The 20,438-nt window shown below is 58.5% G+C and carries 19 protein-coding genes; 2 read left to right on the top strand and 17 right to left on the bottom strand.

The genetic code is table 11. The annotated features are described in order from the left end of the window. The 11 genes from E5180_RS09695 to E5180_RS09650 all read right to left on the bottom strand — a co-directional run bounded on the left by E5180_RS09695 (nt 1) and on the right by E5180_RS09650 (nt 10,210). The gene (locus E5180_RS09695) at nt 1-855 is read right to left on the bottom strand and encodes a tetratricopeptide repeat protein (protein WP_138924199.1); all 855 of its coding nucleotides are present in this window, start codon (nt 853-855) and stop codon (nt 1-3) included. A 28-nt stretch (nt 856-883) separates the two neighbouring features. Then, nucleotides 884-1,438: a tetratricopeptide repeat protein gene (locus E5180_RS09690; RefSeq protein WP_138925184.1), complete on the bottom strand. Its 555-nt coding sequence runs from the start codon at nt 1,436-1,438 to the stop codon at nt 884-886. A gap of 56 nt (nt 1,439-1,494) precedes the next feature. Further along, the gene (locus tag E5180_RS09685; RefSeq protein ID WP_254700451.1) at nt 1,495-2,451 is read right to left on the bottom strand and encodes a type II secretion system F family protein; all 957 of its coding nucleotides are present in this window, start codon (nt 2,449-2,451) and stop codon (nt 1,495-1,497) included. 12 nt (nt 2,452-2,463) lie between these two features. After that, nucleotides 2,464-3,426 (bottom strand): type II secretion system F family protein, encoded by a 963-nt coding sequence (locus E5180_RS09680; protein ID WP_138924198.1) that lies wholly within the window; start codon nt 3,424-3,426, stop codon nt 2,464-2,466. 12 nt (nt 3,427-3,438) lie between these two features. Continuing rightward, the gene (locus E5180_RS09675) at nt 3,439-4,884 is read right to left on the bottom strand and encodes a CpaF family protein (protein WP_138924197.1); all 1,446 of its coding nucleotides are present in this window, start codon (nt 4,882-4,884) and stop codon (nt 3,439-3,441) included. A gap of 39 nt (nt 4,885-4,923) precedes the next feature. Beyond that, nucleotides 4,924-6,162 (bottom strand): AAA family ATPase, encoded by a 1,239-nt coding sequence (locus E5180_RS09670; protein WP_138924196.1) that lies wholly within the window; start codon nt 6,160-6,162, stop codon nt 4,924-4,926. Nucleotides 6,163-6,432: 270 nt separating this feature from the next. After that, entirely contained in the window at nt 6,433-7,137 is a 705-nt protein-coding gene (locus E5180_RS09665; RefSeq protein WP_138924195.1) for an OmpA family protein, read from the bottom strand. Continuing rightward, complete coding sequence (locus tag E5180_RS09660; RefSeq protein ID WP_138924194.1) at nt 7,124-8,563, bottom strand: type II and III secretion system protein family protein; 1,440 nt, start codon at nt 8,561-8,563, stop codon at nt 7,124-7,126. The genes E5180_RS09665 and E5180_RS09660 overlap by 14 nt, the downstream gene beginning before the upstream one ends. A gap of 211 nt (nt 8,564-8,774) precedes the next feature. Beyond that, a complete protein-coding gene (cpaB, locus tag E5180_RS09655) occupies nt 8,775-9,638 on the bottom strand; it encodes a Flp pilus assembly protein CpaB (protein WP_138924193.1) in 864 nt (287 codons plus the stop codon). Nucleotides 9,639-9,764: 126 nt separating this feature from the next. After that, nucleotides 9,765-9,938 carry a hypothetical protein gene (locus E5180_RS15750; protein ID WP_171048936.1) on the bottom strand — a complete coding sequence of 58 codons (174 nt, stop codon included), beginning with the start codon at nt 9,936-9,938 and terminating at the stop codon, nt 9,765-9,767. 89 nt (nt 9,939-10,027) lie between these two features. After that, a complete protein-coding gene (locus E5180_RS09650; protein ID WP_138924192.1) occupies nt 10,028-10,210 on the bottom strand; it encodes a hypothetical protein in 183 nt (60 codons plus the stop codon). Nucleotides 10,211-10,574: 364 nt separating this feature from the next. On the opposite strand from E5180_RS09650, the gene E5180_RS09645 reads away from it, so the two are divergent. Then, the gene (locus E5180_RS09645) at nt 10,575-11,378 is read left to right on the top strand and encodes a lytic transglycosylase domain-containing protein (protein ID WP_171048935.1); all 804 of its coding nucleotides are present in this window, start codon (nt 10,575-10,577) and stop codon (nt 11,376-11,378) included. A gap of 84 nt (nt 11,379-11,462) precedes the next feature. Here the strand turns inward: E5180_RS09645 and E5180_RS09640 are convergent, their stop codons facing one another. The 6 genes from E5180_RS09640 to tldD form a co-directional block, all read right to left on the bottom strand. After that, complete coding sequence (locus E5180_RS09640) at nt 11,463-12,089, bottom strand: 3-oxoacid CoA-transferase subunit B (protein ID WP_138924191.1); 627 nt, start codon at nt 12,087-12,089, stop codon at nt 11,463-11,465. Further along, complete coding sequence (locus tag E5180_RS09635; RefSeq protein ID WP_138924190.1) at nt 12,089-12,784, bottom strand: CoA transferase subunit A; 696 nt, start codon at nt 12,782-12,784, stop codon at nt 12,089-12,091. The genes E5180_RS09640 and E5180_RS09635 overlap by 1 nt, the downstream gene beginning before the upstream one ends. Before the next feature lie 196 nt (nt 12,785-12,980). Then, nucleotides 12,981-13,553 (bottom strand): L,D-transpeptidase, encoded by a 573-nt coding sequence (locus E5180_RS09630; protein WP_138924189.1) that lies wholly within the window; start codon nt 13,551-13,553, stop codon nt 12,981-12,983. 102 nt (nt 13,554-13,655) lie between these two features. Then, nucleotides 13,656-16,322 (bottom strand): type I DNA topoisomerase, encoded by a 2,667-nt coding sequence (topA, locus tag E5180_RS09625; protein WP_138924188.1) that lies wholly within the window; start codon nt 16,320-16,322, stop codon nt 13,656-13,658. A gap of 246 nt (nt 16,323-16,568) precedes the next feature. Further along, nucleotides 16,569-17,708 carry a DNA-processing protein DprA gene (dprA, locus tag E5180_RS09620; protein WP_171048934.1) on the bottom strand — a complete coding sequence of 380 codons (1,140 nt, stop codon included), beginning with the start codon at nt 17,706-17,708 and terminating at the stop codon, nt 16,569-16,571. A gap of 209 nt (nt 17,709-17,917) precedes the next feature. After that, complete coding sequence (gene tldD, locus E5180_RS09615; protein ID WP_138924187.1) at nt 17,918-19,342, bottom strand: metalloprotease TldD; 1,425 nt, start codon at nt 19,340-19,342, stop codon at nt 17,918-17,920. Nucleotides 19,343-19,521: 179 nt separating this feature from the next. On the opposite strand from tldD, the gene coxB reads away from it, so the two are divergent. Then, nucleotides 19,522-20,418: a cytochrome c oxidase subunit II gene (gene coxB / locus E5180_RS09610; RefSeq protein ID WP_093733360.1), complete on the top strand. Its 897-nt coding sequence runs from the start codon at nt 19,522-19,524 to the stop codon at nt 20,416-20,418. The last annotated feature ends 20 nt before the right edge of the window (nt 20,419-20,438 follow it).

Here is a 20,438-nt window from a genome sequence, read left to right as displayed (position 1 = left end):
CTAGGCTGCGTTTTCGAGTGCGCGCAGGGACCGGACAGCGGCTTCGAAGTGTTGCGGGTGGGTGCTGATGGCGTCGCGCAGCAAGCCTTTGCCCGTTTCAACATCGCCCTTTTTGATCGCGGACAAAGCAAGCGTATGCAGCAACTGCGCACGTTCGGTCTGGTCCATCTCTATCGGCGGCAGGCTGTACTCGCGCTGCGCGCCACGGGCGAGGATCAGGTTGTTCTTGGCGGTAAAAAGGGTCGGATCCTGTTTGACGGCTTCACCGAACAGACGTTCTGCCGCCTGATAATCACCGCGGGTGAGCTTGGAATAGCCCCAGTTGTTCATGACCGAACCGGGTTTAGTGGTCAGTCCGATGGCGATTTCGTAAAAGCTGTCGGCCTTGTCCCATTCCTGCTTGCTGTCGGCGACGATCGCCTCGAGCCGGTAGCGATTATAGGTTTCATGGGTTGGCGGGACAGAATCCAGTGTCTTTTCGGCCTTGGCCCAATCGCCTGCACGGATCAGCGCATCGGCGTAATCGATCTTGTCATCGGCGGTGGCATCTTTTGAGCCCGCGACCTTGCCCCAAACAACAGCTGCTTCTTGGTTGCGCTTGGCGCGGATCAACGATTTGCCAAGGCTGCGCTGGATGTCGATGCGATCGGGCTTTTCCTGTGCGGTGCGGGTGAAATAGCTCACGGCCTCGTTCGGGTCCGCGACAGTCAACATCACATCATTCAGGTTGCTTTCATCCACGACGTTTACGTCTTGGAACGCGCGAGTCACTGTGTCCTCGCCGGATTTTTTGCCGCAGCCTGCTAGTGCGACGACGCCTGCAATGCAGACGGCCGATAGGATAGGGTGGCGCATTTTTGCGTCCTTTTACTGCTCTGCCTCGTCATGATGCTGGCCGAACCAGATAGTCCCCCGAGCCGCGCCGCACCAATTTATAACTGTCTTCTTGCTCTGGGATCGTAACAGAGTTTTCCGATTTTGCGAGTGCTAAGCGTAAATTGTCACGGATTGCGTCACTTTCGCCATTATCGAGAGCATATGCCTTACGGAAGGTCAGTTGGGCTTCGGCGAGTTTGCCGCTTTCCATCAGCACAACGCCAAGATTATTCCAGACCTCGGGGTGAGTTTCATCCTTTTCGACGGCATCTCGCAGCAGGCTTTCGGCCTGGCCCAAACGCCCCAGTCCCAGATTGGCGCTGCCCAGACCCGACAGGATTTCGGCATTTAGTTCAGAGGCGAGCGCGGCACGATTAAAAGCGCGGATTGCGAGTTCGTATTCACCGGCGTGCATCAAACGGTGGGCGACCTCTACCCCGTCTTCGGCGTCTTTGCGGGTGTTAACGCCGGGGGCAAAGGGGCTGTCAGATGTGGTGCGTTCGCCCCCCAACGCGAAAAGACCGCCTGCAGAGCAAGCGGCCAGTCCGGCGATCAAGGTCATACAAAGCGCGAGCTTAGCGGGGTACGCGCGCTTGGAGGTGTGGAACATGCGGGGCCTTACTGACCTAGTTTGGTAATGTTCATCACCGATGGTGCGACCAGAATGATCAGCAGCGGTGGAACGGTCAGCATCATTGTGGCAAGTGTCATCTTGGTTGGCAACTTGTTTGCGGCCTCTTCGGCACGCATCACACGTTTGTCGCGCATCTCGGCGGCATAGACCCGCAGGGCGTCGGCGATGGATGTCCCGAAGGCCGCCGATTGCACCAGCACCGTGACAAAGGACGATACGTCTTGCACACCGCAGCGTTCGCCCATGGCGTTCAATACGCTGACCTTGTCCTTGCCGGCCTTCATCTCTTGGGCGACGATTTCGAATTCTTCGGCCAACGCAGGATAAGAGGCGCGCAATTCGGCAGCGACACGGACGATGCATTGGTCCAGCGATTGCCCTGCCTCGACGCAAACCAGCATCATGTCGAGCGCATCGGGGAAACCACGGGTGATTTCCTCTTTGCGTTCCTCGACACGGCGGGTCACCCAATAGCGGGGCAGGAAATACCCGATCGCACCGGGGCCGACTGTATAGATCATCATCTTATTGGTGCTCAGGCCTTCGCCACCGCCAAGAAAGTTGACGTAAACGGTGCCGATCACCAAGCCTGCAATACCAAGTGCCATCTGCGCAAAGTGAAAGAATCGCACTGCATCGCGCGAGCCATAGCCCGCCTGCCGGAGTAGCAGCGCCTTGGCGCTGAGCTCTTCCATGTTTTCGGGTTCAAGGAACTTGGCGAATTTTTGCAGCTGTTCGTTGCGGTCTGACTGGCGCAAGCGCTGTTGTTTGCCTGCGTCGGAGGATTCGGATTGGCTGCGTTTCAGCTTGGCCAGCGGATCTTCGGGCTGGCGCAGGATCATGATCAGCGTGGCACCGACCATGGTCAGGCCAAGTACGCCCAGAACGGCGATCCAGCCGATGGGACCAAGTGTGGTGTCGAGTGTGGTCAGGAAATTCACAGTGAAGCCCCCTTAGACTTTAATATCGGTCAGCTTGCGCATGACGATGAGGTTAAGCGACAGGAACACGACCACGGCAATGCAGCCGGGAACGAACAGCGGGTGGGTCATGACTTCGTCATAGTAATGCGGGTCGCCAAGTCTGATCACGATCAGCGCAACAACGGGGAAGGCTGAAAGGAACTTGCCCGACCATTTCGCTTCGGCCGTGATGGCACGTACGCGGCGGAACAGGCGGAAACGGGCGCGGATCACCTTGGCCAGCCCCGCGAGAATCTCAGCGAGGTTACCGCCGGATTGCTGCTGGATGGTCACCGCAACCGCAAGGAAGCGCATATCCTGCATATCAAGCCGTTCGGCCATATCCTTGAGCGCCTCGCCAATGTCGCGGCCATAGGCGGTTTCATCCGCGATCACCCCGAATTCCGACGCAAGCGGGTCCTGGATTTCCTTGGAGACAATAGAGATGGCGCTTGTGAACGGGTGGCCGACACGCAGCGACCGCACCATCAGTTCGACCGCATCAGGCAATTGTTCTTCGATCAGGTCCATGCGCTTTTTAGCTTTGGACGAGATCCAGAAATAAACCGCCCCGACCCCGATGCCGACAGAGATCAGGATACGCACGGGGACTTCGGTGCTGGTACCGATGGTCAGGCCCAAAAAGGCGACAACGGACAGCCCGGCCATAATCATGATTAGCTGTTTTGGCGCAAAGGCAATCGCGGCTTTTTGCGCTTTTGCGGCGAGCATTGAATAGATGGGAATGGATTTGTTATCCATATGCTGCTGCATTTCCTTGCGCAGCTTGTCCAGAACCTCTTCGCGGCCGGCCCCTTTTTCCAACATTTCCAGCCGGCGGTTGACCTTGCTGTTGAGGCTGATGGATTTACCGAAGGCGACCAGGTACAGCCCTTCGACCAGCACAAGGACACCGATAAAGATCAGGCCATAGATAATGGGTTCTGCGCTCATGATTGATAATCCTTACTTGACCACAACGGGTTCGTAGATGGACGACGGCAGGTCATAGCCCCACATTTTGAAGCGTTCAGAGAAGTGGCTGCGCACGCCGGTGCCGGTGAAATGGCCGATGATCTTGTTCTCGGGTGTCAGGCCGACGCGTTGGTACCGAAAGATTTCCTGCATCGAGATAACATCACCTTCCATACCGGTGATTTCGGTGATCGATGTCATACGACGCGAGCCGTCTTGCAAACGCGACGCTTGAACAATCAGGTTCACAGCCGATGAAATCTGGCTGCGCACCGCTTTCAACGGCATTTCGATACCGGCCATCGCAATCATGTTTTCCAGACGGCTCACACCGTCGCGGGCAGAGTTGGCGTGGATTGTGGTCATCGACCCGTCGTGGCCGGTGTTCATGGCCTGCAGCATGTCGATGACTTCCTCGCCACGTGTCTCGCCGACGATGATCCGGTCCGGACGCATCCGCAGAGCGTTTTTGAGACAATCGCGCGGAGATACTTCGCCTTTGCCTTCGACGTTGGGCGGGCGGCTTTCCATGCGGCCCACGTGGGTCTGTTGCAGTTGAAGTTCGGCGGTGTCTTCGATGGTCAGGATGCGTTCGTCGTTCGCAATGAAAGAGGACAGTGCGTTCAGCGTGGTGGTTTTGCCGGACCCTGTACCACCCGATACGATGATGTTCAGGCGGGTGGCCACGGCGGCTTGAAGATAGGCGGCCATCTCTTCCGAGAAGGCACCAAAGCTCACCAGATCGTCGATGCCCAGTTTGTCTTTTTTGAACTTACGAATGGACACAAGGCTGCCGTCCACGGCAATCGGCGGCACCATGGCGTTGAAACGCGAGCCGTCTTTCAAGCGCGCATCGACGTAAGGGTTGCTTTCGTCGACACGACGGCCAACGGCGGACACGATTTTGTCGATGATGCGCAGCAGGTGCTTTTCATCCTTAAATGTCACGTCGGTCAGCTGCAGTTTGCCGTCACGTTCGACAAAAATCTGCTGGGGCCCGTTCACCAGAATATCGTTGATGGTGTCGTCTTTCAGCAGCGTTTCCAGCGGGCCAAGGCCGGTCACCTCGTCATAGAGTTCGGAGTTCAGCTGAATCCGGTCTTCGCGGTTCAGGACGATGGATTTCTCGGCCAGAATTTCTGCAGAGATTTCGTTGATCTCGCTGCGCAGATCCTGTTCAGATGCATGTTCAAGAGCTGCAAGGTTCAGGTTCTCAAGTAGGGCGCGGTGCAGTTCAAGCTTGATCTCGCTCATGCGTTGCTTGCGCTTTACGTCGCGATCCTGTGGCGCGACGGATGCGGCTTGGGCCACGCGGCGCATGCTAACGGGCTTGGGGGCGACCGCGGCCTCTGGCTGTTGCTGGGGGGCAGGCGCCTTCGCCTTTGGGGCGGGTGTGGCTGCGGCAACGTCACCTGGCTTTTTATACTTCGAGAACATCTGATTACTCTTTCTAAGTTATCTGGCGCTAGGGCCGGATCAGGCGGCTTTGGCTTCGTCAGCCTTGAGATCGTGGATCGAACCGGCGAGCTTGGCGATCTCGCGGCGCAGGGGGTTTTTCGCGGCGGTGGTGGCCAGCGGCAGACCGTGGTCGTTGGCTTGGGTTACCTGTTTGCCGCCATCGGGCAGTTGCACATCGATCGAAATCCCTAGGCTCTCTGCCATCCGTTTGACGCGCGCTTTGGCGTTCAGGTCGGTGAACTTCGGCGCGCGGTTCATGACATACCGCAGCTTTTCGATAGGAAGGTCTTCGGATTGCAGGGCACGTTTGAAGCGCAGGGCGTTTTGGGCGCAGCGCATATCCAGTTCGAGCATGGCAAAATAGACATGTGCATTGGTCAGTACGGTTTCCGTCCACTGCACCAGCGTCGAGGGCATATCGACGACCACATAATCGAACTGATTGCGCGCCATATCCAGGATCCGTGTCACATCTTCCGAGGTGATCAAATCAAGCGGCAGCATGTCGGCAGGGGCGGTCAAAACCTGGAGCTTTTCTTCGTAGGTCAGCAGGGCTTGACCAAAGCTTTCCTCGTCCATCGCGTCGGTTTCGATCAGCATATCATAGACCACTTCGCGACGCGGCAGGTCCAGATAGGTCGCCACGGCCCCGAATTGCAGGTCAAGATCAAGCAAGCACACTTTGGGCGGGTTCTTTTTGTCAGATGTCGCCAGTTCCCATGCAAGGTTCACCGCAAGGCTGGTGGCACCGGTGCCGCCGGCCAGTCCGTGCACCACGATCACAGCACCATCCTTCTGGGTGCCGGGTTTCAGCTTGGGGCCTGTCTCCGCGGGTGCCACCATAGGTTCGGGGGAGGCGCGCAGACGAATTATAGTCGAGGCCAATTCACCTTCGGGTAGAGGGTAGGGGACAAATTCATCCGCGCCCTGGCGCAACAACGAATGGAGCGAGGCGGGGGACATGTCTTCGGCGATCAGGATCACTTTGATATGACGTGCTTTTGCCTGCGCGATGATCTCGGACATCATTGGCAGGTTCTCTTCGTCTTTCGAATCGAGCGCCAGCGCAATAAGTTCAAGCGTCGCCGCTTCGGGTTGGCTGAAAAACGCAAGACTTTCAGAGAAGCCCAGATCGCCCCAGGCCTCGCCCAAAGCTGATTCCATATCTTCGATCAGCAGGTCAAAGTTCTGCACATCCCGGCTGACGGTGCACGCGATGATCTGTGGCGCGTCAATCTGTGGTATATGGCTGCTCATACCGAAACTTCCCCTTCTTTTATGCGGGCGCTGGCAAGGGCTGGTCGGGTGTTACCCTTTGTTGCCTTGCGGTCCCCTGCATCCAGACCACAATGGCCGGACGCAACTGTCCTATTGCAGTGAATATCCCTGCTAACTGGGGCAAGATTGGGGCCAAATAGTTTCTATTGTTTGGTCTTTTGAAACGATCCGCACCGTTTAAGCGGATTGAAATGAAAAAGGCCCGACCGTCAGCGACGATCAGGCCCTCTCGAAAAGTTTGAAAAGCGGTTATTCTCCCACAGCGCCGGTGGGGGCGGCACCGCCTGTCAGCAGGGTCGGCGGCACGGCGCTGGCGACATAGTCGCGATAGATAATCTGGGCATATTTTCCGTCCAGCACAGTCGGATGACGCCCGACAAAGCCGCTAACTTCGGTCACAGTCCGGCGGTTTGCACGTGCGCGACCTTGGGTCACGATCAGGGGCTGTGTTTCGCCAAAGGAAACAACGGCTTCTAGGCGACTGCGGCTGATACCTTGTGTGGACAAGAAGGCCACAACGGATTGCGCGCGGCGCAGGCCCAGTGTTTTGTTATAGCTGTTCGACCCGACGGCATCAGTATGGCCATAGACGCGAAAGCGGACTTCGGGGAACTGGCGGATCCATCCGGCCTGACGTCGCAGAACCGACTGCGCGACCCCGTCTAGTTGTGCAGAGTTAAAAGCAAAGGTGACGGTCGATTCGACTTCGCCGGCAAAGCGGTTGGCCAGATCGAATGTATACTGGCGCTCACCGGTCATCACCAAGCGGTTGTTCAAAGTCGCGTTTCCAAAGGTGCCCAGATCGGTCAGCGACCCTGCTTCGCGGTGAAACTGGGTAAAGACCGGATCAGGGCTGCTGACACAGCCTGTAACAGTCATGGCCAAGGCGACGCACAACCCGGTGATTTTGCCTGTCGAAGCGATCGCTGAAGTCATCTGATCAATCCAATACATAGCCATACGACCCGCTAAAGTCCTGCTTGGCAACTTCGCCAGCGGCCCCTTTGGTGGGGGCCGTGCTGCCTTTGGACGTGCGGCCAGACAAGAACAATTCGCTTTCGGTGGGCGGCTTGATCCGGTCGGTGGGCAGGGCCAAGGCCTCGCCACGGGTCGGGGTCACAAGGTGTGCGGTGATAATAATCACCAGCTCGGTTTGGCTGCGCTGGTAGTTTGCGCTGCGGAACAACGCGCCCAATACAGGCACGTCGCCGATCCAGGGCAATTGTGTGGAGGTGTCGGTGAAATCATCTGTCAGCAGTCCGGCGATCGCAAAGCTTTCGCCGTCGCGCATTTCAACCGTGGTCGAGGTTTCGCGGCGGGTAAATGCGGAAATATCAAATCCGTTGCCCAAGGACACGCTGTTGCTGGCATCAATCGCCGATACGGCCGCCTTGAGTTCGAGGTTGATCAGGTCTTTGTCCACGACCCGGGGGATAAAGCTCATCTCTACGCCGAAGGGTTTATACTGAACCGAAATCTGGTCGCCGGTCTGCGCCACGGGGACAGGATATTCGCCCCCCGCGAGGAAAGTCGCCTCTTGCCCCGACAGCGCCACGAGGTTCGGTTCAGCCAGAAAGCGCACCGCGCCTTTTTGCTCCAGCGCCTCAAGCAGCAGACCGACCTGCGTCGATCCGGCGTTGAAGCCAAACAAAACCGCCCCTGCGTTGCCATTCGATGCCGGGGTCGACCCGCCAAGCGAATTGGCGATTGCGCCGGATGTGTTCGTCGAATTGGTGCCGCCATTCAATGCCAGATCGCTGCCCACAAGGCCGTTCAGCGCCAGTGATGCGCTTAGCGACTTAGAGACGGATCGGCTCATCTCGGCAAAACGAACTTTCAACATCACCTGCTGGATGCCACCGACGCTCATCAGGTTGGACACGCGTTCAGGGGCGTAGCGTTCGGCCAGATCAAGTGCCCGCTGCAAGCGTTGGGTCGAGGACACGATGCCCGACAGCACGATACCGTCGTTCGCCGTGCGGACTTCGATCTTTTCGCCGGGCAGGATCTGACGCAGGCGTTCCTTGAACTCGGAGACATCCGCTGCGACGCGCACATCAACGTTCGTGATCAGTTGCCCCGCGGCATCAAGCAGTGTCAGCGTTGTAAGTCCGGGGGATTTGCCCAGAACATAAATCGTGCGATCCGAGAGCGACGAAATATCTGCGATACCGGGGTTGGCAATGCTCAGCTCCGCAAAGGGAATGTCGCTTTCAACCACTACAGCGCGGTTCATAGGGACTTCCAACACGCGGTTGGTACCTTTTTTGACCACGCGCAGCGTGTTTGCCTGAGCGTCAAGCGGGGCGGTCAATGCAATCGGCATCGCGCCAATCGTCAGTCCCAATAGGACTGCTTTGATAAATTTATCAATTTTCATGTGACCTGCCTTTGTGATCACGCCTCAAAATAGGGTCTTTGCGCCCGCCGTTTGCGACACTCTGCGGTTCTTTTGGTTTTTTTGCAAGAATCAATGACGTCAGGCCGCAGTTACCTGTGGATTACGGGCAACATACCCGCGCAATGCCAAACGCCGCACAGGGGGCTGCGCGGCGCGGACATAATTTTGGAAGGCCCTGTTCAAGAGCACATCAGTTGGTGCAGGGGATCGGAATTTCGAGCACTTCGGCACCACGGCGTGTCCGGATGGTGCAGACTTTCTGTGTCGTTGCCTCGACCTTGACGGTTTCTTCGGCGAGACCCAGAAGGCTACGTTGGTCGACTTCGATCTCTGCAGCAACCGTGTCATCCTCTGCCCCGACAAGCGACAGGGACAGATTGCCGGTAGATTGTGCCTGTGCCAATGCTGCCACTTGGTAGGGCTGAACTGCAACAGTCACGGTGTTGGCGATCGCGGCTTCACTGCGTTCCCCGCCGGCGCTTTGGTCAATGGCGATAATCTTGACGCCTGCCTCGATCAGCTTGGTGACGTCACCCGTGTCGCCACGGTCGTTGCCGCCCCGGTTGATCCGGCCCGTCCAGTAAACATCGACACGGTCACCTGGTCGCAGGAAGCCTGACACGCCACTGGATACATCGACGCGGATGGCGAACGCACGGCTGCCGCGTTCCAACTGGGAGGTGAGGCCAATGTCTGCACCGGGCTCGGTTACTTTCACAGCCATGATGGCTTCGTCTTTTTCCATGGCGCGCAGCACGACCCGCAGGTCATCTCTGTTTTCAGGGAATAGCGCGGCTTCTTCGATAAAGGAGCCTTCGGGGATCGCGTTTTCAGGCCAGCTTACCTGACGCACATCCTCGCGGGTCAGACGCTGCCCATATTTCAGCGGTCCGGTGGCGACATAGACGCCCACCGTTGGTACGATTTGCGCCAGGGCTTCTTGTGCCTGTTGGTGCGCCATTTGATATTCACCGATACGGCCCTTTGCCAGATACACAGCACCACCTGCCAAGGCGATACCGGCGAGCAAGACCAGTCCAAAAACCATCCGCATGTTACTTACCTCTCTTGAGTGGGTGCCGGTCCGGGACACGGCGTAAAACCTATACTGATCGATAGGCGGTGATTGTGTTCAGACTATGAACAATCCGCGACCAAGCTGGGTCATTATAGGGGGGGGTTAGAGGCCGCCCGGCGTCTGGGTCATCAGCTTATCAGCCAGTTCGACGGTTCCCGTGGTCATTGTTACGACGATCAATACGGCTAGCGATACGACGGCGGCACATAGGACAACCCAGTCAACCGTGACCGCGCCACTTGGGCTTTTCCAAAATTTAATGAGCTTCGAAAGCATTGTGTTGCCTTGCGTGATGAAGGTCTAAAAAAAACTGGCCGCATCCTGTCGAGCAGAATGCGGCCAGGTCTACCGTCATTGTCGACAGCTTATTTGCTAGGGTTCTGCGTCGCCATGAAGGACTGAGTATTTGCAGTCAGGCTTGTCGCGCCAGTTTGGATCGAGGAGTAGGCTGCGACGGCCAGGCCAACAACGGCGGCGGTCAGAACAACCCAGTCAACAGTCACGGCACCGGATTCGTCATTTTTGAAGTTTTTGATAAAGTTCATCATGGTATGTCCCTCCAAGGATCATAAAGTTTTCAATCTCAACCGTGTCGTCCGTTTCGATGCTTCTCTCTCAATTCCGCATCTGGCTGACTTGGTATGAGCCTATATAGCCCTGCGATTGGGGCACGAATTTGGCGGCAAATGTGACTTTTCGCCTATTGCCGTCACTTTCCAAAAAAATTCACTTAGGCGACTGATCTGAAAGGATTCTCCTCCTTCATTTTTTGTTTGCCCAGTCTCAAAGCGGGGCAGGATTGCATCAATTAAGGCGAAATCGCCATGTTCCTTGCCATGTTTGGTTGGTCTGACAGCAGATTCTGTGCGAGGTTGCTGAAAAAGAGCAATCAAAAAACCAGTGCAGGCAGTGATGTTTCGACGATTGACCGTATCTTTGATGGTGGGGATGCTGGCGGCTTCTGTTGCCTGGGCTGACGTGCCCAAACCGTTTCCCAAATTCGAGGCCAAGCGGGTGAAGCCGCCCAAGGCGGGCAGCACCAATCGCATCAACGTCTTCATCGAACCCAAGGTCGCTGATGTGCCCGAGGTCGTGGCAACCGCGTCCGGTGCCATCGTGCCGGCCTCACCTGGTCAATATGACTGGTTCTGGGATCGGGTGTCTCCGGCGGTCGAGAAATCCGGCCCGGGTCGGCTGGAGACCGCAATGGTGACGCTTGCCACGGCCAGCAGCAAGATTCCCGCGCCGCGCATGCAACAGATGCAAGAGATCGCGAAAGCAAACGGTATCGACATTCTTCGCTCTACGATCGGCACGCAGGTCTCGCCCGCTTTGGTGCTGGCGGTGATCACTGTGGAATCCGCCGGGCGTGCTGATGCCATCAGCGGGGCAGGGGCGCAGGGGTTGATGCAGTTGATGCCGGATACGGCGACGCGTTTTGGCGTGATTGACAGCATGGCCCCGACGCAGAACATCGCGGGCGGGGTGAAATACCTTGATTGGTTGATGGGCGAATTTGACCGCGACCCGATACTGGTGCTGGCCGGGTATAACGCGGGCGAAGGATCGGTGCGCAAACACGCCGGCGTGCCCCCCTTTGCCGAGACACGCGATTATGTGCCCAAGGTGCTGGCTGCTTTTCAGGTCGCCAAGGGGCTTTGCCAAACCCCGCCCGAGCTTATTTCAGACGGCTGCGTCTTCGCCGCAATGAACTGACACGCCCCTCGACCGAGTGCAGGACGTGAAAGAGGGGCGCAGCCAATGCTGGCAGCGCCCCTCTTGGTTCTCTCGTATCGGCGTTTAGACGATGGTCGCTTCGGTCGCCGCGCGTAGTTCGTCTTCGGTCACGCCTTCGGCGCATTCCACGATCTTCAGCCCGCCTTCGACGACATCCAGCACACCAAGGTTGGTGATAATGCGGTCGACGACAGCTTTGCCGGTCAACGGCAGCGTGCATTCCTTCAACACTTTGCTGTCGCCATGCTTGCTGGCGTGGTCCATGACCACAACAACACGACCGACGCCCGCGACCAGATCCATCGCGCCGCCCATGCCTTTGACCAGCTTTCCGGGGATCATCCAATTGGCAAGGTCGCCGTTCTCAGCAACTTCCATCGCGCCCAGAATGGCCATGGCGATCTTGCCGCCGCGGATCATGCCGAAGGACATCGAACTGTCAAAATACGAGGTGCGATCCAGCTCGGTGATTGTCTGCTTTCCGGCGTTGATCAAATCGGCGTCTTCCTCACCGTCGATCGGAAACGCACCCATGCCAAGCATGCCGTTTTCCGATTGCAGCGTCACATCCATGCCTTCGGGGATATAGTTGGACACAAGCGTCGGAATCCCGATGCCAAGGTTCACATACCAACCGTCTTGCAGTTCTTGCGCGGCGCGTGCCGCCATTTGATTGCGATCCCAAGCCATTATGCAGTCCTCACTGTGCGCTGTTCGATGCGTTTTTCGTGATCACCCTGAATGATGCGGTGTACATAGATGCCGGGCAGGTGGATCGCGTCGCCGTCAAGGCTGCCGCGTGGCACGATCTCTTCGACTTCCGCGATGCAGATCTTGCCGCACATGGCCGCAGGCGGGTTAAAGTTGCGGGCCGTCTTGCGGAACACGAGGTTGCCGGTGTCGTCCGCTTTCCACGCTTTGACGATCGCCAGATCCGCAACGATACCGCGTTCAAGGATATAGGTCTCGCCGTCGAAATCCTTGTGCTCCTTGCCTTCGGCGATCACCGTGCCGACGCCGGTCTTGGTATAGAAGCCAGGGATACCAGCACCACCAGCGCGCATGCGTTCAGCCAAGGTGCCTTGGGGATTGAATTCCAGCTCAAGCTCGCCCCCCAGATACTGGCGCATGAATTCTTTGTTCTCGCCGACATAAGAGCTGATCATCTTTTTGACCTGCTTTGTCTGTAGCAGGATACCGATGCCGAAGTCGTCCACGCCCGCGTTGTTCGAGGCAAAGGTCAAATCCTTGGTGCCCGCGTCGCGGATCGCGTTCAGCAGCAATTCAGGAATACCACACAGGCCAAAGCCCCCTGCCGCGATCAGCATGCCGTCCTGCAGCACGCCCTCCAGCGCCTCGGCAGCGCTTCCATAGATTTTTTTCATTCCGGCTCCTTTCACGAGAGGCTCACGGCCCTGTCGTTTATATTTATACGACTTCTATGACGTGGCGTAACGAACGTGTCAAACCGGCGCACCGGCTGTCAGCGCTACCAGCGGAGCCTGCTGGTATTTTGCTAAATCTCGGTGGCCTGCCCCAGCGTAGGGCAGGCACCTCTATTCAAAGGGGGGAGTGACCGTGTCAGACGATACGGACCTGCGTCCCGATGGGGGCAATCTGGTACAGGGCCTCGATCATGTGGTTGTAAAGACCGATGCACCCGTCAGAGCTTTGCCGCCCGATCTTGCGCGTATCATGTGTGCCGTGGATCAAATAGGCAGGCCAGCTGAGGTACATCGCGTGGGTCCCAAGCGGATTGTCCGGCCCCGGAGGCATGTATTTCAGGTCCGGATCGCGTTCGATCATGCTGGAGGTCGGCGTCCAGTCCGGGCCAACACGTTTGCGCACGATACTTGTGTAGCCGCGTTTGGTCAGCTCGTCGCTGCGCGGGACTGACGTCGGGTAGATTTTGTAGGTTTCACCATCGCCGCCCCAATAATGCAGCGCGCGTGACGAGGTATCGGCGACAATGGCAGCCTTACCCAGGGTGTCAAAGTGGTCCTGCCAGTTCTGGCTGGAGAACCCGTTTGTGTTGTGGCGTACCACGTCGATGACTTCAGGTGTCGGCGTCTGCGCGCGCAACACGGCGGGCGTAAATAGCGCCGCGCCTGCCGTCAGGATCAACCCGCGTCGTGAAAATGTCTGCTCTGCCATCTTGATCTCCTTCTACCGTGGCGATTGCCACAGGTAAAAGCATCGCGGGCAGGGTGTGGCAACTCACATATTCATCAAATGACATATATGTGAGTTGCACTCTTACGCGTCTGGAGTCGAGGCCGCTTTGGTCGCGGTTTTAGAGGCGGTCGCCTTTTTGGCCGGAGCCTTCTTTGCCGCTGCTTTCTTGGGTGCCGCCTTTTTCGCAGCGGGTTTCTTTGCCGCAGGCTTTTTGGTCGCGGCTTTGCGCTTGGCGGGGGATTTCGCCAGCTTTTCCTCGATCAGCTCAACGGCGCGTTCCATGGTCAGATCAGCAGGCTCTACCTCTTTGGGGATGGTGGCGTTGACCTTCTCCCACTTCACGTACGGCCCATACTTGCCTTCCATGATGTTCACCTCACCGCCCAGATCAGGGTGTTCCCCCATCTCGCGGATCGGCATGGCAGCTTTGCCACGGCCACCACGGCTGGCGACTTTTTCAGCCAGCAACTGTACGGCACGGTTCATGCCGACGGTGAACACCTCGTCCAGACCTTCAAGGTTGGCGTTGGTCCCGCCACGGTTCGACGTGCTTTCGGCGTGCTTTATGTAGGGGCCGTAGCGCCCGATATTCGCCCAGACCATGACGCCATCCTCAGGGTGCGGCCCGATCTCCCGCGGGAGCGATAGCAGCATGACAGCGCGTTCCAGCTCCAGCTCTTCGGCGGGCCAGTCCTTGGGCACCGATTGACGCGGCGGCTTCTTGTTTTCTTCCGTGACGGGGCCGCGCTGCACATAGGGGCCAAAGCGCCCTTTGAACACACGAATCTCCTCGCCCATATCCTCGCCCAACAGCTTGCCATCCGGCGGGATCGCCGAGGCTTCTGCCTCGGGGTCGGGCGGGCCGAAGGGGCGGGTATAGCGGCATTCAGGGTAGTTAGAGCACCCGATAAACGCGCCGCCGGACCGTGCTGTGCGCATCGACAAGCGCCCGATTTCACAATTGGGACACAAGCGCGGGTCGCTGCCGTCTTCGTTTTGCGGGAACAGATGCGGCTCGAGTACCTCGTTGATCTTTTCCAGCACCTCGGTGATGCGCAGATCGGCCGTTTCGGCAATCGCAGCCGAGAAATCCTGCCAAAAGCGGCTCAGCACATCTTTATAGTTGGCGTCGGCAGAGCTCACCTTATCCAGCTGGTCTTCCAGATCGGCGGTAAAGTCATAGCCCACGTATTTGCGGAAATAATTCTCGAGGAATGCGGTGACCAAACGGCCCTTGTCCTCGGGGAACAGGCGGTTGCCTTCCTTGCGGACGTATTCGCGGTCTTGAATGGTGGTGACAACGCTGGCGTAGGTCGACGGGCGCCCGATACCAAGCTCTTCCATCCGTTTGACCAATGTCGCTTCGGTATAGCGGGGGGGCGGCTGGGTGAAGTGCTGCTCTGGCGTAACGGAGCGTTTGTCCATTTTGTCGCCTTGAGTGATCTGCGGCAGACGCTTGTCGTCTTCGTCCACAACGTCATCCCGGCCTTCTTCATAGACGCGCAGGAAGCCGTCGAATTTCACAACCTGACCGGTGGCGCGTAGGCCGACCTGTTCATCCTTGCTGCCGATCTCGACCGTGGTGCGTTCCAGACGCGCGCTTTCCATCTGGCAGGCCAGCGTCCGCTTCCAGATCAGGTCATAAAGCTTGCGTTGATCCGATTCCGTCAGTTTCAACGCGGCGGAATCTTTGGTCATGTCAGTCGGGCGCACACATTCGTGCGCCTCTTGGGCGTTCTTAGCCTTGTTCTTGTAGATACGTGGCTCTGATGGAACGTACTCCGCGCCAAACCGGTCCGCGATCGCATCCCGCGCCATCGTAATCGCCTCGGGGGCCATGTCGATGCCGTCGGTCCGCATATAAGTAATGTGACCGGCTTCATACAGGCGCTGCGCCGTGCTCATTGTCTGGCGGGCACCCATGCCGAACTTGCGGCTGGCTTCCTGTTGTAACGTCGACGTCATGAACGGGGCCGAGGGGTTTCGGCTGGCAGGCTTTGCCTCGACGCTGGTGACGGTCAGATCGCGGCTGGTGATGGCTTGCACGGCCATTTCGGCCTGCGTTTCATTGGTCAGATCAAAGCGGTCCAACTTCTTGCCGGCCATTGTCACGAGCCGCGCCTCGAATTCCTGCCCGCGTGGCGTGGCGACCAGCGCCTTCACGCTCCAGTATTCGCGGTTGCGGAAGGCTTCGATTTCCATCTCGCGCTCGACAATCAGCCGCAAAGTGACCGATTGCACGCGCCCCGCCGACTTTGCGCCGGGCAGTTTGCGCCAAAGAACAGGCGACAGGTTGAACCCCACCAGATAATCCAGCGCACGCCGTGCCAGATAGGCCTCGACCAGCGGCATATCCACCTGACGCGGGTTCGCCATCGCTTCGGTCACGGCCTTTTTGGTGATCTGGTTGAACACCACGCGGCTGACCGGCGTGTCCTTCTTGATCGACTTGCGCTTGGTCAACGTCTCTTGCAGGTGCCAGCTGATCGCTTCGCCTTCGCGGTCGGGGTCAGTCGCGAGGATCAATGCGTTGTCGTCTTTCAGCGCATCAGCGATGGCTTTGACGTGTTTTTTACTCGCTGTGGCGACTTCCCAGGTCATGTCGAACCCGTTGTCGGGGTCGACCGATCCGTCCTTCGGGGGCAGGTCGCGGACGTGGCCGTAAGACGCAAGCACGATGTAATCACTGCCCAGATACGAGTTGATCGTTTTGGCTTTTGCAGGTGATTCGACGACGACAACTGGCATAAAATTCGGCACCTTGGATCAAATTAATTCGCGTGGCTTATGCTGTGACATGTGGCGTGAAGCGAAGTTTGTCAATCCGCAGAACAGCGCGACCCCTTTGATATACGGGGTTTGAAGCAGCGCCTGAGGCCGATTTGACGACCTGAACGCGCCTCTTCGCCACCTTCCAAATGGTCCAAAATCCCGGGGGAGCTTTGGATGAAATCCAAAGCGGGGGCTGGCCCCCAAGCGGCGGTTGCGCGGTGTTCAGTCCGCTCGGGACACCAGACCGCCCGCATGGCGCAGAATGCGGCCGTTCAGCTCAAGTTCCACCATAACAGGTGTGGCAATAGCCGGTGCCACGGCCAAATCGCGCAACAGTTGATCTTCGGCGACGGGGCTGGGGCCGAGGCGCGACAATATCTCGATGTGCAGGGATGCAGTGTCACGGTCGGGTGACGGTGGTGGGCTGTGGAGGGGCGACGCAACGGGCTGCTCTTGCCGAGCCGGGCCCAAAAGCTCGATCACATCTGCGGCATTGCGCACCAGCGTGGCCCCGTCACGGATCAACATGTTGCAGCCCGCGGCACGTGCATCGAACGGGTGGCCGGGCACCGCCAGCACATCGCGCCCCTGGTCCAGCGCATCGCGGGCGGTGATCAGGCTGCCCGACTTCGCCGCCGCCTCGACCACGACGGTTGCGCGGGCCAGCCCTGCGATGATCCTGTTGCGGCTGGGAAAATGCCGCGCCATCGGTTGCAAGCCCATGGGCTGTTCCGAAAGGCGCAGGCCTTGGGTGGCAATATCGTGGGCAAGATCGGTATTCTCGACAGGATAGATCACGTCGACGCCACCCGCCTGAACGGCGATGGTGCCGGTATCCAGCGCGGCCTGATGCGCCGCGGCGTCGATGCCCCGCGCCAGCCCTGATACGACAGTAAACCCCGCCACTCCCAAGTCGCGCGCCAAGGCGCGTGTCATGCGCGTCCCGAGGGAGGAGGCATTCCGCGCGCCCACAATCGACACCAAGGGGCGGTGCAGCAGGTCGATATCTCCGATGGCCCATAGAAACGGGGGGGCGTCGTCGAGTTCTGCTAAATGAGGGGGGTAGGCTACGCTGTCGTGGGTGACCAGCCGCGCGCCAGCGCCTTTGGCCGCGCGCAACTCTGCCTGCACGATGTTCTCGGGGCAGATTCGATAGTCTTCCACGCCTGCGGCGCGTGCAACCTCGGGCAGAGCCTCCAGCGCGGCGCGGGCTGTGCCGTATTCACGCAGCATCCGGTAATATGTCACGACGCCGACGCGGCGCGAGCGCAACAGACGAAGCTGGGCAAAGCTGTCGTCTTCCAAGGTGGCTGGGACCATGGGGGGCGTGGAAGAGGAAGGAGCGTTGTTCCTGTCAGTCATCCCGTGTCTCCGTCCGTTGCTCCACCAGTTCTAGGCAAAGCTGCTTAACAGAGTATGAACGGCGTCGAACTAATTTGACTTGAATAGAGTTTGTGGACCTTCACGCCCGTGATCTCACGCCCCTGATCTCACGCCGCTGATTTCACGCCCATGTTGGATCAACCGGATGGAGCGCGTCACCCCCGCCCATCCGGTTGCCCATTAGCCCATTATGCAGCGGCGGCACCGCCGACGGTCAACCCGCCGATCATCAATGTCGGCTGTCCAACACCAACGGGCACCCATTGGCCCGCTTTGCCGCAATTGCCCATCCCTGGGTCGAGCGCGGGGTCGTTGCCGATGGCGCGAATCTGCTGCAGCGCGGTGGCACCATCGCCAATCAGAGTGGCCCCTTTGACCGGATCGCCCACGACCCCGTTGCGCACGCGGTAGGCTTCGGTGCAGGAGAACACGAACTTGCCGTTGGTGATATCCACCTGACCGCCGCCAAAGCCGACAGCATAAATACCGTCCTTCAGGTCGGCGACGATATCACCGGGGGCCACGTCACCGCCCAGCATATAGGTGTTGGTCATGCGCGGCATCGGCGCGTGTGCATAGGATTCGCGGCGGCCATTACCGGTCGGGGCAACCCCCATAAGTCGCGCGTTCTGCCGGTCCTGCATATAGCCGACCAGCACGCCGTCCTCGATCAGCACATTCTTGGCCGAGGGCGTGCCTTCGTCATCAATAGAGATAGACCCGCGCCGATCAGGCAGCGTGCCGTCATCCAGCACCGTCACGCCTTTGGCCGCGATGCGCTGCCCCATGAGGCCTGCAAACGCGCTTGATCCCTTGCGGTTAAAATCGCCTTCCAGCCCGTGGCCAATGGCCTCGTGCAACAAGATACCGGGCCAGCCGGGGCCAAGCACCACATCCATCATCCCCGCAGGGGCAGGCACGGCGCGCAGGTTCACGCAGGCGATGCGCAAAGCCTCGCGAATTTTGGCCTGCCAGTCGGCGGGGTCCAGCAGCCCGTCCAGCCCGACACGGCCACCGCCGCCCGCGGTTCCGCTTTCGCGGCGTCCGTCTTGTTCTACGATCACCGACACGTTGACCCGCGTCATGGGGCGCACATCGCGGACGGATTTTCCTTCGGGGCGCAGTATTTCGACTTCTTGGATGGAGGCAGAAATAGAGGCAGAGACCTGCACGACACGGGAATCCAGGCTGCGGGCGAAATCATCGATCTCGCGCAGGGTGTCGACCTTGACGGGGAAGGCCGCGCCAGCGATCGGGTCTTCGTCGGTATAAAGCTTTTGATTGGTCGCTGCGGGCGCGTCCGCCCAAGTGCCACCTCCCGCACCCACGGCCAGCCGCGCCGTCTCGCTTGCGCGGCGCAAAGCGGCCTCTGTGATCTCGGTCGAGTGGGCATACCCTGACACATCGCCGCGCACGGCGCGCAGCCCGAACCCTTCGGAAGCGTCGTAGCTCGCTGTTTTCAGTCGCCCGTCGTCAAACACCAACCCTTCGGAGCGGCGGCGCTCGAAAAACAGTTCCCCGTCATCGGCACCTGCAACAGCGTCACGCAGGATGGACAGTGCGGCGTCACGGTCAAGCTGCGCCTCAAAGGGGTTGAAAGGCGGCTGGCTCATAAAAATGTTCCTTGAATCGTGTCATAAAAATCGCTTCGCGTCCGTTTGACGCAAGCAGAAGTCTTTATCTTGAAGTTAGAATATGATTGTAAGCGTAAAGATTACAACGGGACAGCTGACTCCATTTGCGGGGTGGTGCTGGGATTCGCTTATCAATGGTCACAAGATCAGGACGACATATGAAACATCTTCTCTCTTTTTCGGGTCTCATGGCCGCTTTTTCCGCCGTGCCAGCAATGGCGCAGGAAAACCTTCGCATCGACGGGCTGGAAATCATTGGTGAGCCGATTGACGGCAAGATGGGCTTTCAGCCAGCCGTCACCCGCGTGGCGCAAGACATCCACGATCTGGACTATCTTATCCTGATCATCATCACCTTGATCACCATCTTCGTCACCGGTTTGATCCTTTGGGTGGCGTTCCGCTACAATAAGAAGCGCAACCCTGTTGCGGCTTCTTTTACGCACCACACGCCGGTCGAGATCCTTTGGACCGTTGCACCTATCCTGATTCTGGTACTGATCGGGGCCTATTCGCTGCCAATCCTGTTCCGCCAACAGGAAATTCCCCAAGCTGATCTGACGATCAAGGCAACGGGCAACCAGTGGTACTGGTCCTATGATTATGTCGACGAAGGCTTTGGCTTTGACAGCTACATGATCGGTGCGCCTGCTGTTGGTGGTGAAAACCGCAAAACACCCGAGGTCATCGCCCAGCTCGAAGCCGCCGGCTATACCGAGCGGCAGTTCCTGCTGGCGACCGATACCGCTGTCGTGATCCCCGTGGGCAAAACGATCGTGGTTCAGGTCACGGGGTCCGACGTGATCCATTCGTGGGCAATGCCTGCCTTCGGCGTAAAGCAAGACGCTGTACCTGGCCGTCTGGCGGAAACATGGTTCACCGCCGAGAAAGAAGGCGTGTACTTTGGCCAGTGCTCCGAATTGTGCGGCAACGCCCACGCCTATATGCCGATCACTGTGAAAGTCGTCTCGGAAGAGGTTTACGCACAGTGGCTGGGTAACGCGAAAGAAGAGTATGCGGGCATTCCGCAAGCTCTGACCGTTGCGTCCAAGTAAGGCACAATTGCTGATGCGGG

The sequence above is a fragment of the Sulfitobacter sp. BSw21498 genome, from assembly GCF_006064855.1.
In the GTDB taxonomy this organism is placed as follows: domain Bacteria; phylum Pseudomonadota; class Alphaproteobacteria; order Rhodobacterales; family Rhodobacteraceae; genus Sulfitobacter.
This window is presented reverse-complemented; position numbering and strand designations above follow the sequence as displayed.

Excerpts from the sequence above, each read along its gene's own strand:
- E5180_RS09695 (WP_138924199.1), bottom strand. The coding sequence starts at position 855 with ATGCGCCACCCTATCCTATCGGCCGTCTGCATTGCAGGCGTCGTCGCA.
- E5180_RS09690 (WP_138925184.1), bottom strand. The coding sequence starts at position 1,438 with ATGACCTTGATCGCCGGACTGGCCGCTTGCTCTGCAGGCGGTCTTTTC.
- E5180_RS09680 (WP_138924198.1), bottom strand. The coding sequence starts at position 3,426 with ATGAGCGCAGAACCCATTATCTATGGCCTGATCTTTATCGGTGTCCTT.
- E5180_RS09675 (WP_138924197.1), bottom strand. The coding sequence starts at position 4,884 with ATGTTCTCGAAGTATAAAAAGCCAGGTGACGTTGCCGCAGCCACACCC.
- E5180_RS09670 (WP_138924196.1), bottom strand. The coding sequence starts at position 6,162 with ATGAGCAGCCATATACCACAGATTGACGCGCCACAGATCATCGCGTGC.
- E5180_RS09665 (WP_138924195.1), bottom strand. The coding sequence starts at position 7,137 with ATGTATTGGATTGATCAGATGACTTCAGCGATCGCTTCGACAGGCAAA.
- E5180_RS09660 (WP_138924194.1), bottom strand. The coding sequence starts at position 8,563 with ATGAAAATTGATAAATTTATCAAAGCAGTCCTATTGGGACTGACGATT.
- cpaB (WP_138924193.1), bottom strand. The coding sequence starts at position 9,638 with ATGCGGATGGTTTTTGGACTGGTCTTGCTCGCCGGTATCGCCTTGGCA.
- E5180_RS15750 (WP_171048936.1), bottom strand. The coding sequence starts at position 9,938 with ATGCTTTCGAAGCTCATTAAATTTTGGAAAAGCCCAAGTGGCGCGGTC.
- E5180_RS09650 (WP_138924192.1), bottom strand. The coding sequence starts at position 10,210 with ATGATGAACTTTATCAAAAACTTCAAAAATGACGAATCCGGTGCCGTG.
- E5180_RS09645 (WP_171048935.1), top strand. The coding sequence starts at position 10,575 with ATGTTTCGACGATTGACCGTATCTTTGATGGTGGGGATGCTGGCGGCT.
- E5180_RS09640 (WP_138924191.1), bottom strand. The coding sequence starts at position 12,089 with ATGGCTTGGGATCGCAATCAAATGGCGGCACGCGCCGCGCAAGAACTG.
- E5180_RS09635 (WP_138924190.1), bottom strand. The coding sequence starts at position 12,784 with ATGAAAAAAATCTATGGAAGCGCTGCCGAGGCGCTGGAGGGCGTGCTG.
- E5180_RS09630 (WP_138924189.1), bottom strand. The coding sequence starts at position 13,553 with ATGGCAGAGCAGACATTTTCACGACGCGGGTTGATCCTGACGGCAGGC.
- topA (WP_138924188.1), bottom strand. The coding sequence starts at position 16,322 with ATGCCAGTTGTCGTCGTCGAATCACCTGCAAAAGCCAAAACGATCAAC.
- dprA (WP_171048934.1), bottom strand. The coding sequence starts at position 17,708 with ATGACTGACAGGAACAACGCTCCTTCCTCTTCCACGCCCCCCATGGTC.
- tldD (WP_138924187.1), bottom strand. The coding sequence starts at position 19,342 with ATGAGCCAGCCGCCTTTCAACCCCTTTGAGGCGCAGCTTGACCGTGAC.
- coxB (WP_093733360.1), top strand. The coding sequence starts at position 19,522 with ATGAAACATCTTCTCTCTTTTTCGGGTCTCATGGCCGCTTTTTCCGCC.